The sequence below is a fragment of the Rhizobium sp. WYCCWR 11146 genome, from assembly GCF_013591995.1.
Classification (GTDB): Bacteria; Pseudomonadota; Alphaproteobacteria; order Rhizobiales; family Rhizobiaceae; genus Rhizobium; species Rhizobium indicum.
Map to the genome: position 1 here is coordinate 422,451 of NZ_JACCEY010000019.1, position 16,875 is coordinate 439,325.

Genomic DNA, 16,875 nt, shown 5'->3' on the forward strand with positions numbered 1-16,875 from the left:
CGCGATTTTGCAGACAGAAATTCATGCGAAAGGCGTATTCGGGCATTACGCGTGTTGCGAGTCCGAACATCCTATGTTAGACGGACCCCGAATTTCGGAAGAAGCAAGAGGCTTCTCTTGTGATTTCTGGGGGAAATCAAAACGAATTCAAGATCATAGGTTCGGCGCCCGCCGAGAGCCGGATTTTGGGTTGAAATCAGGGAAATTTGTGCCAGTGGCAGACACGTCCCAGCTTACTTCTGGTGTTGCCGAACGCTATGCCTCGTCGCTTTTCGAACTGGCGCTCGAGCAGGGCGCCGTCGACAGCGTCACCGCCGATCTTGATCATTTCCAGGCGATGCTGGATGAGAGCGCCGATCTGAAGCGCTTTGTCGCAAGCCCGGTTTTTTCCGCTGAAGACCAGCTGAAGGCGATCGTCGCCATTAGCGAGAAGGCCGGTATCAGCGGTTTCTTCGCCAATTTCCTGAAGGTCGTGGCGCGCAACCGCCGCCTGTTCGCCCTGCCGGGCATGATCAAGGCCTTCCGCATCATCGCCGCGAACCATCGCGGTGAAATCTCCGCCGAGGTCACCTCGGCGCATGCGCTTTCGCAAGCGCAGGAAACCGAATTGAAGGTGGCACTCAAGAGCGTTACCGGCAAAGACGTGACGATTGCCGTCACGGTTGATCCGTCAATTCTTGGTGGTCTGATCGTGAAGGTCGGGTCCCGTCAGATTGATACGTCTCTTCGTACCAAACTCTCTACCCTTAAGCTCGCATTGAAAGAGGTTGGCTGATGGATATCCGCGCCGCGGAAATTTCCGCAATTCTCAAAGACCAGATTAAAAATTTCGGCAAAGAGGCAGAAGTCTCGGAAGTCGGCCAGGTTCTCTCCGTCGGTGACGGTATCGCTCGTGTCTACGGTCTGGACAATGTCCAGGCCGGTGAAATGGTCGAGTTCCCGGGCGGCATCCGCGGCATGGCTCTGAACCTCGAATCCGACAATGTCGGCGTCGTCATCTTCGGCTCCGACCGCGACATCAAGGAAGGCGACACCGTCAAGCGGACCGGCGCCATCGTTGACGTTCCGGTTGGTCCGGAACTGCTTGGCCGCGTCGTCGACGCGCTCGGCAATCCGATCGACGGCAAGGGCCCGATCAACGCGACGCGCCGTTCGCGCGTCGACGTCAAGGCTCCCGGCATCATTCCGCGCAAGTCGGTCCATGAGCCGATGTCGACCGGCCTCAAGGCCATCGACGCGCTGATCCCGGTCGGCCGCGGCCAGCGCGAGTTGGTCATCGGCGACCGCCAGACCGGCAAGACCGCGATCCTTCTCGATGCCTTCCTCAACCAGAAGGCCATTCACGACAACGGTCCGGAAGGCGAAAAGCTTTACTGCGTCTACGTCGCCGTCGGCCAGAAGCGTTCGACCGTCGCCCAGTTCGTCAAGGTGCTCGAAGAGCGCGGCGCGCTGAAGTATTCGATCATCGTTGCCGCCACCGCTTCCGATCCGGCGCCGATGCAGTTCCTGGCTCCGTTTGCCGGCTGCGCCATGGGCGAATATTTCCGTGACAACGGCATGCATGCGCTGATCGGTTACGACGACCTGTCCAAGCAGGCCGTGTCCTATCGCCAGATGTCGCTGCTGTTGCGCCGCCCGCCGGGCCGCGAGGCCTATCCGGGCGACGTTTTCTACTTGCACTCGCGCTTGCTCGAGCGTGCTGCGAAGATGAACGACGACAAGGGCGCCGGTTCGCTGACCGCTCTGCCGGTCATCGAAACGCAGGGCAACGACGTGTCGGCCTTCATTCCGACCAACGTGATCTCGATCACCGACGGCCAGATCTTCCTTGAAACCGACCTGTTCTACCAGGGTATCCGCCCGGCCGTGAACGTCGGTCTGTCGGTTTCCCGCGTCGGTTCGTCGGCACAGATCAAGGCGATGAAGCAGGTTGCCGGCTCGATCAAGGGCGAGCTTGCCCAGTATCGCGAAATGGCCGCCTTCGCTCAGTTCGGTTCGGACCTCGACGCTGCGACGCAGCGCCTGCTGAACCGCGGTGCACGCCTGACCGAACTCCTGAAGCAGCCGCAGTTCTCGCCGCTGAAGACGGAAGAGCAGGTCGCCGTGATCTTTGCAGGCGTCAACGGCTATCTCGACAAGCTGCCGGTCGCTTCGGTTGGCAAGTTCGAGCAGGGCTTCCTCTCATATCTGCGTTCGGAAGGCTCCGCCATCCTCGACGCGATCCGCACGGAAAAGGCAATCAGCGACGATACCAAGGGCAAGCTCAACGCTGCTCTCGATAGCTTCGCAAAGTCTTTCTCGTAATCAGGCCCTAAGTTAGGACGGATCACGGATGCCTTCACTTAAGGATCTGAAAAACCGGATCGCCTCCGTCAAGGCGACGCAGAAGATCACCAAGGCGATGAAAATGGTCGCCGCGGCGAAGCTTCGGCGTGCGCAGGAGGCGGCCGAGGCCGCCCGGCCTTATTCGCAGCGCATGGGTGCGGTTCTGGCGAACATCGCCAAGGCCGTCACCGATGCCGACGGCGCACCGACGCTGATGACCGGCACCGGCCAGGACAAGGTCCATCTGCTGGTGGTCTGCACGGCCGAACGTGGTCTTTGCGGCGGCTTCAACTCGCAGATCGCACGCTTTGCACGCGAACATGTCCGCAAGCTGCTTGCCGAAGGCAAGACGGTGAAGATCTTCACCGTCGGCAAGAAGGGTCACGACATCCTTCGCCGCGAATTCGCCTCGCTCATCATCGAGCGCAAGGAATTGCGCGACGTCAAGCGCGTCGGCTTCGAGAATGCGGACCAGATCGGCAAGCGCATCATCGAGATGTATGCTGCCGGCGAGTTCGACGTCTGCACGCTGTTCTATTCCGAGTTCAAGTCGGTGATCAGCCAGATTCCGACGGCGCAGCAGCTCATCCCGGCTTCAACGGGAGCTGTGCAGACCGAAGATGCCGCACATGCAGGCGCCGTCTACGAATACGAGCCGGATCCGGCATCGATCCTCGAAGATCTGATCCCGCGCAACATCTCCGTCCAGATCTTCCGCGCGCTCCTTGAGAACGTCGCAGGCGAGATGGGCGCCAAGATGAGCGCTATGGACAATGCGACGCGTAATGCCGGTGAGATGATCAACAAGCTGACGCTGAGCTACAACCGCCAGCGTCAGGCGCAGATCACCAAGGAACTCATTGAAATCATTTCGGGCGCGGAAGCGCTCTGAGGCTAGGAAAAGAGGGTCAGAAAATGGCTGAGGCAGCTACCCCCAAGATCGGCTCTGTCGGCAGAGTCACCCAGGTTATCGGCGCCGTCGTCGACGTTGCATTCGAAGGCGAACTGCCGAAGATCCTGAACGCGCTGGAAACCAGCAACAACGGCAACCGCCTGGTTCTCGAAGTTGCGCAGCACCTTGGCGAAAACGTCGTCCGTACCATCGCGATGGACTCGAGCGAAGGTCTCGTTCGCGGCCAGGAAGTCGCCGATACCGGCGCTCCGATCATGGTTCCGGTCGGCAACGAGACGCTCGGCCGCATCATGAACGTCATCGGTGAGCCGGTCGACGAAGCCGGTCCGCTGGTCACCGCTCACAAGCGCTCCATCCACCAAGAGGCGCCGTCCTATGTCGAGCAGTCGACGGAATCGCAGATCCTCGTGACCGGCATCAAGGTCGTCGATCTTCTGGCTCCCTATGCACGCGGCGGCAAGATCGGCCTCTTCGGCGGCGCCGGCGTCGGCAAGACCGTTCTGATCATGGAATTGATCAACAACGTCGCCAAGGCGCATGGTGGTTATTCGGTTTTCGCAGGCGTCGGTGAACGCACCCGCGAAGGCAACGACCTCTACCATGAAATGATCGAATCGAACGTCAACAAGCATGGCGGCGGCGAGGGCTCGAAGGCGGCGCTGGTTTACGGTCAGATGAACGAACCGCCGGGCGCCCGCGCTCGCGTTGCTCTGACCGGCCTGACGGTCGCCGAACACTTCCGCGACCAGGGCCAGGACGTTCTGTTCTTCGTCGACAACATCTTCCGCTTCACGCAGGCAGGTTCCGAAGTGTCGGCTCTGCTCGGCCGCATCCCGTCGGCCGTCGGCTATCAACCGACGCTCGCAACCGACATGGGCCAGATGCAGGAGCGCATCACCACGACGACGACCGGCTCGATCACCTCGGTTCAGGCCATCTACGTTCCGGCCGACGACTTGACCGACCCGGCGCCGGCAACCTCGTTCGCTCACCTTGACGCAACGACGGTTCTGTCGCGCTCGATCGCTGAAAAGGGCATCTACCCGGCGGTCGATCCGCTCGACTCCACGTCGCGCATGCTCGATCCGCTGGTCGTCGGTGAAGAACATTACGACGTCGCCCGTAAGGTCCAGTCGACGCTGCAGCGCTACAAGGCCCTGCAGGACATCATCGCGATCCTTGGCATGGACGAACTGTCCGAAGAGGACAAGATTGCTGTCGCCCGCGCCCGCAAGATCGAGCGCTTCCTGTCGCAGCCGTTCTTCGTCGCCGAAGTCTTCACCGGCTCGCCGGGCAAGCTGGTTGCTCTCGAAGACACGATCAAGGGCTTCAAGGGCCTCGTCAACGGCGAATACGATCACCTGCCGGAAGCTGCCTTCTACATGGTCGGCTCGATGGAAGAAGCGGTCGAAAAGGCCAAGAAGCTCGCAGCTGCTTAATGAGCGATGCGCTAGACGAGATATTCTGCTGCGACTCCCTGAAAGGGGTCGTGGCGGATCTTCCGGAACCGGCAGCGCCGACCGTCTATCGCGCCGATAATGGCGTGCTGATGATGGTGGTGGGGCTGGTCCAGAGCGAGGAAGGTCTCGGTTATCTCGACCAAGCGATAATGCACTGCCCGTTCTGCGGGACTAAATTGCAAGATGCGAAAGCCATAGCCGAGAAGGTAAGTCACTGATGGCTGACAATTTCAACTTTGAGCTCGTTTCGCCGGAGCGTCTGCTGCTGTCGGAGATGGTGACCGAGGTCGTCATCCCCGCGACAGAAGGCGAGATGACGGTCATGGCAAACCATGCGCCGACGATGACGACGATCAAGCCGGGTGTCGTGAGCGTGCGTTCTGCCTCCGGCAAGAAGCAGGACTACGTCGTGTTCGGCGGTTTTGCCGATATCCTGCCGACCGGCTGCACATTGCTCGCCGAATCCGCAGTTCCGGTCGAGGAACTCCACAAGGACGAACTGACGCGCCGCATCGAGGCCGCCCGTAAGGAACTCGAACATGCCGAGCTGCACGAGCACAAGTCGAAGCTCGAACACTTCATCATGGAACTGACGCACCTGCGCGGCGTCGTTCAACAGGATTGATTACAATCGGTAAGATCCATGAAAAGCGGCCGCGATGGCCGCTTTTTTGTTTCTGCCTTTATCTGTCGATGTACGGAAAACAGCGCTATCGGCCGAGTTGAAATTAAGACGCGGCCGCAGCAATTCAAAGGGCTAATGCGACCTTTGCGCGTCTGAAAAGACGCGTGACGCTGCAGGGGTCGCCTACCTCTGGCAGTGATGCCGGATCGTCTCAGAAACCGGTGCCGCCGCGCAGCTCGATGACGACCGTCTTGAACAGGATCTTCACGTCGAGCAGCAGGCTGAAATTCCTGACATAATAGATATCGCAGGCGATGCGAGCGCGGGCTGCCAGCGGCCGCGCCGTCGGGCCGCGCCAGCCGCGCGTCTGCGCAAGGCCGGTGATGCCGGGGCGCATGATGTGGCGGTGGTGGTAGTCCGGCACCAATTCCTCGTAGAGCCGGCCGGCTGCCCGCATATTGATGGCGTGGCAGCGCGGGCCGACCAACGACATCTCACCCCTGAGAACGTTGAAAAGCTGCGGCAGCTCGTCGATATTGGTCTTGCGCAGCAGCGCGCCGACGCCTGTCACCCGGCTGTCGCCCTTGACGGTCTGTTGAATGCCGCTGGGATCGCAAGCTTCTGCGCGCATCGACCGGAACTTGAAGACCGTGATCTTCCGGCCGTTCAGCCCCCAGCGGATCTGCCGGAAAAACACCGGACCGCCATCGTCGAGTTTGATGAAAAGAGCGATTGCCAGAAAAAGCGGCGCCAGCACGATGAGGGCGCTGAGTGAGGCGACGATGTCGATCAACCGCTTCACGCTGAGCCGCACAGCCATCTTTCTTTCGATAAGGGAAAAGCTATCCGGCTGGCGAACGTTGGAGTTCGCTATAACCAGGGTCTTGGTTTTGTCCTGACGCTGAGACGGATCGAAGCGTGGATTCGTCTTCGAAGTAAAAGCATTCATTACGCAAGGTCCACAAGTTTAGATGCGATACTGAACAACATGGAGACAAATACATGGTCACGTATCGTTTGTCATCGGTATAAATAAGAATTTGATAACCCTAAAGATGCCAAAAATGGGAGTATTCCGCGTTAACCTTAACGCCTGTAGTTGCGCTTACGGGAAATTTATACTTTGAAAGGAGTAGCCCGATTGGGTTGACGAGATGTCAGCCGGTTGCCGAAATCGATCGCCGGTTTTTCCAGCAGGAAGTAGCTGAGGGTTGCGACCAGAAGGATGAGCGCTGCCGCCAATCCGCAAGACTGCAGCCAGCCGGTAACGACATTTTCCGAGGAAACGCCGAACGAACCCGGGTCGAGCCTCTGGATCAATATCAGAATGATCTCCTGCCAAATATAGATGCCGAAGGAGATCTTTGCGATATAGCGGACAGGAGCGTTGTCGAGCAGCCTGCCCAGGTGTTGCGAATGGCTGAGCGAAACGAGCGCCGTTGCGACCGCCAGCGGAAAGACCGGAAAACCGTAGGGGATTTCGAGCCAGCCGTAAGCTTCGGCAGAGCCGCCGGGTGATATGACGAGGCGGTAGGCGGCAATGGCGAGGCCGAGGAGCGCTGCGGCATCGAACCAGGAGGAGCGCCTTCTTGGCAGCATGACCTCGACGCCGGCGGCAAGCGCGCCGAGCGCGAAGACGGCGAAGAAGCCGATCGGGTTATATCTCGGCATCCATTCCTTCGCCCCGCCCTGCAGGCCGTACTGCCAGCCGCGTTCGATGTCGTCGAGCGGAAAGAGGGTCAGGATCAGCACATGGGCGAGGAGTACGCCCGTGATGACACAAAGCCAAGCGAAGCGGGTAAGCAATGGGCGCTGCCTGAGGAATGGCAAACGAAACAGCAGGAGAAAGCAGACCGGCAGGAGCACATAGCTGGTGACCTCGAAGGGAATGGACCAGAGCGGCCCGTCGGCTTCGACAGGAAACAAGGTGCGCCAATGCCACTGGCTCATGAACAGCAGCCCGGAGACGTAGCGGAGCACAAGCTCAGGCGTCAGCGGCAGGGCAAGCAGCGTCAGGCTGAGGGCGAAGCCGGTGGTGGCGGCGAACCAGAAGCCCGGAGCGATGCGCGCCATCCTGCGGATCGTATAATGCCGCAGGCTCGGCATGTCGCTGCCCGCGTCGAGCGCGCGCCAGAAGGGATGGGCAAGAAGGAAGCCGCTGAGGACGAAGAAGACGGCGACGCCGAAATTGCCGAAGCGGAGGATGTTTGCGGTCGGTCCGAGTTCATCAGGGATTCTGCGCATATCCAGCCGCAGCGCGAAGTGGTGGGCGAGCACCAGCAGACAGGCCGTCGCGCGCAGAAAGTCCGCTCCGGCCAGTCTCTCTTGTAGTCGCATCCTGCCTCCCCACCTTGCCCAGAGCATGATGCCGAAAAGTGTGAGTGGTTTCCGGACGACATCATGCTCTACTTCTTTGATTTAGATACGGATTCGGACCTTAAGCCGATCCGGCCTAAGATCTGAATCCGTATCTAGGATTTTGCAGCGGAAAGCCGCGACGGGCAAGGCAGGCGTTGGGCTCAGTCGAGAAGTTCGTTGGTATAATAGGTGGAAAAGTCCGGCTTCTCCTTGAGTGCGGCGCCATTCGCATCGACCAGAATACCGTTCTCCATCAGGAAGCTGCCGAGGGCCTCGGCTTTTGCCGGGTCGAGCTTACCGATCACACCGGCTTCGGATTTCAGGAAGTGCCCCTCGATCAATGCCTTCTGAGAAGCCTTTACCAGTTCCGTATTCATCAGTGCGCCGTTGCTTCCAGAGATCAGCAGGTCGCAGGCTTCGTCGGGATGGTCGACGGAGTAGGTATAACCCTTTCGTGTCGCCTGGATGAAGGCGCGGGCGTGTTCCCGGCTTGCGGAGAGATAGGCGTCGCTGGAGACGATGACCGTCGTCTGCTCATCGGGAATGCCATAATCGGAATAGTGGAAGCGGCCGATCTTCCGGTTTTCCAGTTCGGCAGCGATGCCTTCCCAGGTGTAGATCTCCAGCGTGAAATCGATCGAGCCATTGTCCAGCGCCTCGTAAGCGGAGGTGCCGAGGGTGACGGTCTTGACGTCGCCTTTGCCGCCGTCATTGCGGATCATCGCGGAGATCAGCGCGCTCTCCCAGGTGCCGCCAAAGCCGCCATAGGTCTTGCCGTCGAGGTCTTTCGGGCTCTTGATGTCGTCGCGTCCGCCCTTGAAGATCAGGCGTGCGGTTTCCGTCTGGACGACGCCGTAGACCATCTTCACGTCACCGCCGCCAGCGCGCTGCGTCAGGGTCTCGATCTCGCTGCTGATGCCGAAATCGGCAACGCCGTTCGACACCAGCGTTCCGGCGCTGGTATCGGTGAAGGGAAGAATCTCGACATCGAGCCCGGCATCGGCATAGAAGCCCTTCGCCTTGGCGACATAGATGCCGATATGGTTGGTGTTGGGCGTCCAGTCGAGCGCGATGCGAACCTTTGCGGGCGCCGATTGGGCGAAGGCGGGGTGGCCGGCGAGGCTTGCCGCGATGGCGGCGAAGATCGTCTGGCGACGGGTGAGAAGCAGCATGGTGACCTCCTCAGGTCTCTAGAGCATGATGCCGAAAAGTGTGAGCGGTTTTCGGACGACATCATGCTCTAACTCTTTAACTTAGAACAGGATTCAGATTTTAGGCCGACCGGTCTAAAATCATCCTGTTCTAGCGGATGAAGCAGGGTTTGCAGGATTTCGGTTTCGATCGCCTGGGCCGCCGGCGAGCCGAGATCGGCAATGCTTCTCGGACGGGGCAGGGGAACGCGGAATTCGCGGATAATACGCGCCGGACGGGCCGAGAGCACGTAGATCCGGTCGGAAAGGAACACGGCCTCGCGAACATCATGGGTGATCAGCAGTGCCGTCCAACGGTGTTCGGTCCACATGCCCTGCAGCCATTCCTGGATCTGCGTGCGCGTCAGCGCGTCGAGGGCGCCGAAAGGCTCGTCGAGCAGCAACATGTCCTGGGTCTGGACGACGGTGCGCAGCAGCGCGGCGCGCTGGCGCATGCCGCCTGACAGTTCGGAGGGATAGTGATGCTCGAAGCCTGCGAGGCCGAAGCGCTCGAACAGAGGCGCGACGGCGGCGCGGGCCGCGCGGCGGCTCATGCCGCGCACCTCGAGACCGAGTGCGGCATTGTCGATGATCCGGCGCCAGGGCATCAGCGCATCGCGCTGCGGCATGAAGGCGAAGGAATGCGGCGCCTGTTCCAGCGGCGCGCCCTTGAAAAGCATGGTGCCGGAATCGGGCCGAAGCGCCTGTGTCAGCAATCTCAGTACCGTCGATTTTCCGGAGCCGGATGGGCCGACGATCGAAACGAACTCGCCGCTTTCGACAGCGAGTGAAATATCGCCCAGCACCTTCATGCCGTCGAATGACTTCGAGATGTTGTGCAGTTCAACCATTGCATCGCTCATCGGCGCAGCTCCCCGGATTGTTGCCAGGGCATGACGAGGCGCTGGATCAATAGCGTCGCTCCGAAGAGGCAGAGTGTCAGCACGGCGCTGACGACGACGGCGGCGAGCACGAGATCGGGGCGGAAGTTGTTCTTGGCGTTGAGGATATAGATCCCGAGGCCGCGGGCGGCACCGGCATATTCGGCAAAGATCGCGCCGACGACGGCATAGGTGATCGAGATCCGCAGGCCGGCGAAGAAATAGGGCAGCGAGGAGGGAAGCCGTGCCAGGCGGAAAATACGCCAGCGGCTCGCCTTCATCGAATTCAGCAATTCGGCGATGTCGCGATCGGTCGATTCATAGCCCTGCAGCAAGGCGACGAGCAGCGGGAAGAAGGTGACGAGCGCCACCAGCAGGATCTTCGGCAACAGGCCGAAGCCGAACCAGAGGACGACGAGGGGGGCGATCGCCACCAGCGGCAGGGTCTGGCTGGCGATGAAGATCGGCAGCAATGCCCGGCGCATGAAAGGCACGAAATCCATGAGGATCGAGGCGGCGAAGGCGAAGGCAAGCGACAGGGCGAAACCACCGAGTGTCGCGCCGAGCGTCGGCCAGGTGTTTGATATCAGTGACTCGCGGTTCAGCCAGCCCTGGATGACGATGCGCGAAGGCGCCGGCAGGATGGACGGTTTGATGCCGGATAGATCGACATAGAGTTCCCATGCCGCCAAGAAGGCGCAGCCGGCGAGCAAGGCGGGTATGCCCCGGTAGAGAGCGGAGCGGAGCGCGGCAAGGCGCGAATCCGATGGTTTTGACGGTGTCATCAGCGTTCGATTTCAAGCTTTCGTCGGGCACTGCATAATTCCTTAAATCGGAATCGATTTAAGGATAAAATTATGCAGCAATCTAAAGTGTTACAGCGTCCTTTGCGCGTCTGAAAAGACGCGCGGCGCTGTATTGGCCGACACCGTGATGTCGAGGGTCACATGCCCTTCGGGTTCGCCGAAGCGAAAGAAGGCCTCACGAATGGTGGCGAAGACCGCGCCGGCATCGCCAGAGAGCCTGGTGCAGAAATTCTTGGCACGGTCGAAGGTGCCGGAGCGCTTCAGGAAGTCGATGCAGCCATAGATCTCGTCCATATGGGTACCGGTGCCCATGACGTAGAGCGAGAATTGCGCGGCGGTCGGCTGTCCGGTCTCGGCAGTGGTTTCAACGGCGGCAAGTGCGGCTGTTATACGCTCGGCAAGCGGCTCCGCCTGGCCGAGGGAGGGGTTGATGCCGCAGATGGCGTCGTCGGGTTCGCCGGGGCAGCCGCGTGAAACGGCAGCGGACAGCACGCAATGCTCGCCGGTCTTTGCGGCGGCGATGAAAAGATCGTGCATGGCGGCGAAGAGAATGTCAGGCGGGCCGACCAGCAGTGTGGAGATGTCATCGGTCTCGATGCGCAGCCGGTCGCGATAGGGATCTAGCGCCTTGACGGCATCGAGAATGATGCCGACGAAATTGTCGGACATCGGATAGAGTGACACTTGTGCGCCTGAGAACATCTGAACCTCGCTCCGCTGGCATTACCCAGATCAGCTTTGAAGGGTCCAGAGGCTTGCGCCTCACATCTCAGCCCCGGCAATACGGAGCTCCCCTGTTATTTGCGCGGAAACTATCACCGGGGGTTTCTCCCCGCAACCGCAAAATTGCGAACCCGTCCGTGCGGTCGGAATGAGCCTGATGTGACGGGAAACACCCGGACGGAGGTCCTGTCCGGGTGTTCCCAATGGTTCCGTACCTGCCGGGAACGGAACCGGAGCTTCCTGCCTCAGGCGGCTAGCGCATAACCCCGAAAATCGGAATCGGTTTTCGGAAAGGATTATGCGTAGATTCAAAGTGATAGAGCGTCTTTAGCGCGTCTGAAAAGACGCGCGGCGCTCTATGTCGGCATAGGGACGATTGCTGCGGGCGGTAACAAGCGCCCGTGTCCACCATTCCAGCCCTCGCCATCATCTGGTGTTTGCATGCGTCGCTCCTTGTTGCGATTGAACTTTACGATTGCGGGAGCAAGGGTTATAAAACCTCAACTATTCTTGAGGTCAAGAGGTGATGGATACAATTCCGGCAGCGCCGCTCGGCAAGCTCCTGACGGTTGGCGAAGTGGCGGAGCGCAGCGGCCTGGCCGTCTCGGCGCTGCATTTTTACGAGACCAAGGGGCTGATCTCGAGCATCCGCTCCCGCGGCAATCAGCGGCGCTATGGGCGCGATGTGCTTCGCCGGCTCGGGATCATCAAGGTGGCGCAGCGTGTCGGCATTCCGCTTTCGGAAATCCAGGCGGCGTTCGAGTCCTTGCCGCAAGGACGCACGCCGACCGTCGCCGACTGGCAGACGCTGTCGGCGCTGTGGAAGGATGATCTCGACGCGCGAATCAGGCGGCTTAGCCTGCTGCGCGACCGGCTGACCGGCTGCATCGGCTGCGGCTGCCTGTCGATCGAAAGCTGTCCGTTGCGCAACCCCTGCGACCGGCTCGGCAAGGAAGGGCCGGGCGCGCGGCTTCTGGAGACCGAAAACTAACCCCTGTTTTCACCGGGAAAGATCGATACGCGCCTTTCTTTCAGTCGGCGCGCTCATATGTTAATGGCGAATGACACAACCGGCGGCACTGTCCGCGAGGAGGACGGCTTCGTGTTCCATCCCAGACTGTTCGAAAATCGCAATGTCGTGGTGACCGGCGCCGGCCGCGGCATCGGCCTTGAAGTGGCCCGGCAGTTCCTGGACTGCGGCGCGAAGGTGATCGTCCATACCGGGCGCAAGCCGGGACGCGACCTGCCGGATTTCCTGCTGACGGCTGAATCCGAAAGACGGGCGCTGCTGCTTAATGCCGATTTCTCTGCAGTCGGTGGCGCCGCGCAATTTGCCGAGGATACTCTCGCCTTCTTCGATAAGGTCGATGTGCTGGTCAACAATGCCGGCACCATGCTCGGTCGTTTTCCCGCCGCCACACTCACCGATGCAGAATATGAGGCGGTCGTGCGGCTCAACCAGACATCGGTGGTGGCGCTGACGCGGGCGCTGCTGCCAGCATTGAAGGCGGCTGGTGGTGCTGCCATCGTCAACACGGTTTCGATTTCGGCGCTGACCGGCGGCAGCCCCGGTTCCTCGATCTATTCGGCCTCGAAAGCCTTTGTTGCGACCTATTCCAAGGCGCTTGCCCGTGAGCTTGCACCGGACGGCATCCGCGTCAATTGCGTGTCGCCAGGAACGATCGAGACGGATTTCCATGAGCGCTATTCCTCCCGCGAAAAGCTGGAGCAGACGAGAAAATCCATCCCCCTGCAGCGGCTCGGCACGGCGGAGGATTGTGCTCCCGCCTATCTGTTCCTGGCGGCTCCCTCGCTCTCGGGCTACATCACCGGACAGGTGATCGAGATCAATGGAGGTCAGCTTATCTGCTGATTTGTTTGGACTTTTTTTGACATTTCATCACTTTTGACCAATTCGCTTGTGTGAATATGCTATTGTGCTGATCTACTCATTGCCTCCCTTCCGAGATACCCGATGCCGTTGCCCAAACCCGAGCCGGGGATGTCCGGCCAGGAATTGCACAAACTCGCTGGAAAAGCCCATGAAGCGAGCGATCTGCTGAAAGCGCTAGCGCACCCGACCCGACTTCTGATCCTCTGCATATTGGCGAACGAGGAACGCACGGTGGGTGAAATCGAAAATATCCTCGGCATCCAACAGGCAATGGTTTCGCAGCAGCTGGCGCGGTTAAGGCTCGAAGGCCTGGTCCATACGCGCCGCCAGGGCAGGCTGGTCTATTACAGCATCGGCAATGTCAGCGTGCTTGCCTTCCTCGAATCGGTGTTCCATCTTTTCCCGGCTGCAGAAAACAGCTAGAGCATGATGCCGAAAAGTGTGCGCGGTTTTCGGACGACATCATGCTCTATTTCTTTGATTTAGATCAGAATTCAGATTTTAGGCCGATCGGGCCTAAAATCATCCTGATCTAGAGATCGCCCTTGCGGAACACGGCTGCTGCGTCGAAGATAAACTGACCCGGACGATGTCACGCCGGATCGGGAGACCGGATGATCGACAAGCTGGAATTCTTCATCGCCCTTGCCAATGAAAAGCATTTTGGCCGCGCCGCGGAGGAGTGCGGGATCTCGCAGCCGACGCTTTCGGCCGCCATCCGGCAGCTCGAGGATCAGCTCGGCGTCATGCTGGTGCAGCGCGGTTCGCGGTTCCAGGGGCTGACGCCGGAGGGGCAGCGCGTGCTCGAATGGGCCCGGCGCATCGTCGGCGATGCCCGCACCATGCGCGAGGAGATGCGCGCCGCGCGCCGCGGTCTTTCCGGCCACATCCGCCTCGCCGCCATTCCGACCGCGCTCGCGATGCTGTCGCGCATCACCACGCCTTTTCAGGAGCGCCATCCCGGCGTGACCTTCTCGATCGTCTCGCGGAATTCGCTGCAGGTGCTGAGCATGCTCGAAAACCTCGAAATCGATGCCGGCATCACCTATCTCGAAAACGAACCGCTCGGCCGCGTCACGACCGTTCCCCTTTATGCCGAGCGCTATAATCTGATCACGGCTGCCGGCAGCCCGCTATCTGATCGCGACAACGTGACCTGGCGGGAGATCGGCGACCTTCGGCTTTGTCTATTGACTGCCGACATGCAGAACCGCCGGATCATCAACCGCCACTTGACGGAAGCAGGCGCCACCGCGCATCCGACGCTCGAATCGAACTCGATGATTGTGTTGTTCTCGCATGTCAGGACTGGACGCTGGGCGAGCATCATGCCGCGCAACGTCGCCAAATCCTTCGGATTTCCAGTGGAAATCCGCATGATCCCGATCGTCGAGCCGGAGGCGCATCATCTGGTCGGCCTTGTTGCGCCTTATCGCGAGCCCTTCACGCCGCTTGTCTCGGCCTTGCTGCATGAAGCGAGAGTGCTCGTGCAAGATGAAGAACTTTGATAGAGAAAACCTATCAAGCAACGAGATAGCTTTATTGATCGCCGGCTGCTTCCCTGAGATGGTGGTGACGGAATAGCACTCGGCCGGGGGAGGCCCGCTATTCCGCAACGAGCAAGCCGCTGGGAGGGCTGCCTTATGACCATTCATATCGCCGAAGGCGATATTGCAGCACGCACCCGAGCCATCGTCGCCGATCTTCGCTTTCTCGAAGGGCCGCTGCTTCCCATTCTGCACGAGGTTCAGCAAGAATTTGGCTACGTGCCGCAGGAAGCCATGCCTGTTATCGCGGAGGAATTGAACCTCTCTCGCGCTGAGGTGCATGGCGTGGTGACCTTCTATCACGATTATCGCGACCATCCCGCCGGCCGGCATGTGCTGAAGCTCTGTCGCGCCGAAGCCTGTCAGTCGATGGGCGGCGATGCGCTGGCTGAACGCGTCAAGGCGCTGCTCGGCATCGATTTTCATCAAACGACGCTCGATGGCGGCGTGACGCTGGAGCCGGTCTACTGTCTCGGGCTCTGCGCCTGCGCGCCGGCAGTTATGCTCGACGGCGAGGTCTATGGCCGGGTCGACGATCAGACGGCGGCGGAACTCGTCGCGGAGGCACGCCGATGACGGTCAGGATATATGTTCCGCGCGATGCCGCAGCGCTGGCGCTCGGGGCCGAAAAGGTGGCAAAGGCGATCGCCCAGGAGATCGCCGCCCGCGGCTTCGATGCCGAGATCGTGCGCAACGGCTCGCGCGGAATGTTCTGGCTGGAGCCGCTGGTGGAGGTCGAGGTTGCCGGCAAGCGCATCGGCTACGGGTCGGTGAAGGCGAAGGATGTGCCTGATCTGTTCGATGCCGGGATGATTGATGGAGGCGAGCATCGGCTCTGTCTCGGGGAGGTTGAAGACCTCCCGTTCCTCAAGGAACAGACCCGCCTGACCTTCGCCCGCTGTGGCGTCACCGATCCGCTTTCGCTTGGCGATTACGAGGCGCATGGCGGGTTTGCCGGCCTTCGCCGCGCCATCTCGATGACACCAGTCGATATCGTCAAGGAAATCACCGATTCCGGCTTGCGCGGACGCGGCGGCGCCGGCTTTCCCACCGGCATCAAGTGGAAGACCGTTCTCGATGCCGCCGGCGAACGCAAATATATCGTCTGCAATGCCGATGAGGGCGACAGCGGCACCTTTGCCGACCGGATGATCATGGAGGGCGATCCCTTCGTGCTGATCGAGGGCATGGCGATATCAGGGCTCGCGACCGGGGCGACCAAGGGCTTCATTTATACGCGTTCGGAATATCCGCATGCGATCGCTGTCATGACCGAGGCTGTCGGCATCGCACGCCAGGCCGGCATTCTCGGACCATCGGTTCTCGGCTCCGGCCGCGCCTTCGAAATCGAGGTGCGCACCGGCGCCGGCGCCTATGTCTGCGGCGAGGAGACGGCGCTGCTCAACAGTCTCGAGGGCAAGCGCGGTATCGTGCGTGCCAAGCCGCCGCTGCCGGCGCATAAGGGGCTGTTTAACTGTCCGACCGTCATCAACAATGTGATCTCGCTGGCTTCGGTGCCCGTCATCATGGAAAAGGGCGCGGCCTTCTACCGCGATTTCGGCATGGGCCGCTCACGCGGCACCATCCCGCTGCAGATTGCCGGCAATGTCAGATATGGCGGCCTCTTTGAGACGGCCTTCGGTCTTTCGCTCGGAGATATCGTCGACAGGATCGGTGGGGGGACGGCGACGGGACGGCCGGTCAAGGCCGTGCAGGTCGGTGGACCGCTCGGCGCTTATTTCCCCCGGGCGCTGTTCGACACGCCGTTCGATTACGAATCCTTCGCCGCCAAGGACGGGCTGATCGGCCATGCCGGCATCGTCGTCTTCGACGACACGGCCGATATGCTGAAGCAGGCGCGTTTCGCCATGGAATTCTGCGCCGTCGAAAGCTGCGGAAAGTGCACGCCCTGCCGCATCGGCTCGACGCGCGGCGTGGAGACGGCCGACAAGATCGCTCGCGGCATCGAGCCGGAAAAGAACCGGGTGCTGCTTGCCGATCTCTGCAACACGATGAAGTTTGGCTCGCTCTGTGCGCTGGGTGGGTTCACGCCCTATCCTGTGATGAGCGCCATGACGCATTTCCCCGAGGATTTTTCGCCGGCACCTCTGGTGGAGGCGGCGGAATGACGCGTTTTTCATGGAACGCCTGCG

Annotated in this window: 18 protein-coding genes, 1 pseudogene and 1 riboswitch; of the genes and pseudogenes, 12 read left to right on the forward strand and 7 right to left on the reverse strand. The window is 60.5% G+C overall.

Annotated features, from left to right (window positions below; all coding sequences use genetic code 11):
• Positions 1-208: 208 nt before the first annotated feature.
• From HX899_RS15210 to HX899_RS15235, 6 genes are read left to right on the forward strand one after another with little or no spacing between them, the layout of a single operon-like run.
• Complete coding sequence (locus HX899_RS15210; RefSeq protein WP_012759251.1) at positions 209-775, forward strand: F0F1 ATP synthase subunit delta; 567 nt, start codon at positions 209-211, stop codon at positions 773-775.
• The gene (atpA, locus tag HX899_RS15215; RefSeq protein WP_012759250.1) at positions 775-2,304 is read left to right on the forward strand and encodes a F0F1 ATP synthase subunit alpha; all 1,530 of its coding nucleotides are present in this window, start codon (positions 775-777) and stop codon (positions 2,302-2,304) included. The genes HX899_RS15210 and atpA overlap by 1 nt, the downstream gene beginning before the upstream one ends.
• A 28-nt stretch (positions 2,305-2,332) precedes the next feature.
• Positions 2,333-3,217 carry a F0F1 ATP synthase subunit gamma gene (locus HX899_RS15220; protein ID WP_025396266.1) on the forward strand — a complete coding sequence of 295 codons (885 nt, stop codon included), beginning with the start codon at positions 2,333-2,335 and terminating at the stop codon, positions 3,215-3,217.
• Positions 3,218-3,240: 23 nt separating this feature from the next.
• Positions 3,241-4,677 carry a F0F1 ATP synthase subunit beta gene (atpD, locus tag HX899_RS15225; RefSeq protein ID WP_017995355.1) on the forward strand — a complete coding sequence of 479 codons (1,437 nt, stop codon included), beginning with the start codon at positions 3,241-3,243 and terminating at the stop codon, positions 4,675-4,677.
• Positions 4,677-4,916, forward strand: coding sequence for a hypothetical protein (locus HX899_RS15230; RefSeq protein WP_003543462.1), 240 nt, complete (start codon positions 4,677-4,679; stop codon positions 4,914-4,916). The genes atpD and HX899_RS15230 overlap by 1 nt, the downstream gene beginning before the upstream one ends.
• A complete protein-coding gene (locus tag HX899_RS15235) occupies positions 4,916-5,323 on the forward strand; it encodes a F0F1 ATP synthase subunit epsilon (RefSeq protein WP_012759246.1) in 408 nt (135 codons plus the stop codon). Before HX899_RS15230 ends, HX899_RS15235 begins: the two co-directional genes overlap by 1 nt.
• 211 nt (positions 5,324-5,534) lie before the next feature.
• On the opposite strand, the gene HX899_RS15240 is transcribed toward HX899_RS15235, so the two are convergent.
• The 7 genes and pseudogenes from HX899_RS15240 to HX899_RS35580 form a co-directional block, all read right to left on the reverse strand.
• Positions 5,535-6,272, reverse strand: a complete 738-nt coding sequence (locus HX899_RS15240; RefSeq protein ID WP_138331749.1) for a sugar transferase — start codon at positions 6,270-6,272, stop codon at positions 5,535-5,537.
• Between the two features lie 167 nt (positions 6,273-6,439).
• Positions 6,440-7,660, reverse strand: a complete 1,221-nt coding sequence (locus HX899_RS15245; RefSeq protein ID WP_138389521.1) for an acyltransferase — start codon at positions 7,658-7,660, stop codon at positions 6,440-6,442.
• A 182-nt stretch (positions 7,661-7,842) separates the two neighbouring features.
• The gene (locus HX899_RS15250) at positions 7,843-8,853 is read right to left on the reverse strand and encodes an ABC transporter substrate-binding protein (protein ID WP_138331747.1); all 1,011 of its coding nucleotides are present in this window, start codon (positions 8,851-8,853) and stop codon (positions 7,843-7,845) included.
• Positions 8,854-8,921: 68 nt separating this feature from the next.
• Entirely contained in the window at positions 8,922-9,734 is an 813-nt protein-coding gene (locus HX899_RS15255; RefSeq protein WP_138331746.1) for an ABC transporter ATP-binding protein, read from the reverse strand.
• A complete protein-coding gene (locus HX899_RS15260; protein WP_138331745.1) occupies positions 9,731-10,537 on the reverse strand; it encodes an ABC transporter permease in 807 nt (268 codons plus the stop codon). The genes HX899_RS15255 and HX899_RS15260 overlap by 4 nt, the downstream gene beginning before the upstream one ends.
• 90 nt (positions 10,538-10,627) lie before the next feature.
• Positions 10,628-11,260, reverse strand: coding sequence for a YkoF family thiamine/hydroxymethylpyrimidine-binding protein (locus HX899_RS15265; protein ID WP_181292762.1), 633 nt, complete (start codon positions 11,258-11,260; stop codon positions 10,628-10,630).
• Positions 11,251-11,364, reverse strand: a riboswitch (TPP riboswitch). It overlaps the preceding gene by 10 nt.
• Before the next feature lie 244 nt (positions 11,365-11,608).
• Positions 11,609-11,698, reverse strand: a pseudogene (locus HX899_RS35580) (FMN reductase); the annotation flags it as partial.
• A gap of 109 nt (positions 11,699-11,807) precedes the next feature.
• Here HX899_RS35580 and soxR point away from each other — a divergent pair.
• The 6 genes from soxR to HX899_RS15295 all read left to right on the forward strand — a co-directional run bounded on the left by soxR (position 11,808) and on the right by HX899_RS15295 (position 16,851).
• Entirely contained in the window at positions 11,808-12,272 is a 465-nt protein-coding gene (gene soxR / locus HX899_RS15270; RefSeq protein ID WP_017962353.1) for a redox-sensitive transcriptional activator SoxR, read from the forward strand.
• A 111-nt stretch (positions 12,273-12,383) separates the two neighbouring features.
• A complete protein-coding gene (locus HX899_RS15275) occupies positions 12,384-13,154 on the forward strand; it encodes an SDR family NAD(P)-dependent oxidoreductase (RefSeq protein ID WP_028743625.1) in 771 nt (256 codons plus the stop codon).
• Between the two features lie 102 nt (positions 13,155-13,256).
• Positions 13,257-13,598: a helix-turn-helix transcriptional regulator gene (locus HX899_RS15280; RefSeq protein ID WP_181292763.1), complete on the forward strand. Its 342-nt coding sequence runs from the start codon at positions 13,257-13,259 to the stop codon at positions 13,596-13,598.
• A 191-nt stretch (positions 13,599-13,789) separates the two neighbouring features.
• Positions 13,790-14,683, forward strand: coding sequence for a LysR family transcriptional regulator (locus HX899_RS15285; RefSeq protein WP_003543441.1), 894 nt, complete (start codon positions 13,790-13,792; stop codon positions 14,681-14,683).
• Between the two features lie 135 nt (positions 14,684-14,818).
• Positions 14,819-15,298, forward strand: coding sequence for a formate dehydrogenase subunit gamma (locus HX899_RS15290; protein WP_138389524.1), 480 nt, complete (start codon positions 14,819-14,821; stop codon positions 15,296-15,298).
• Complete coding sequence (locus tag HX899_RS15295) at positions 15,295-16,851, forward strand: NADH-quinone oxidoreductase subunit NuoF (protein ID WP_181292764.1); 1,557 nt, start codon at positions 15,295-15,297, stop codon at positions 16,849-16,851. Before HX899_RS15290 ends, HX899_RS15295 begins: the two co-directional genes overlap by 4 nt.
• Positions 16,852-16,875 lie beyond the last annotated feature (24 nt).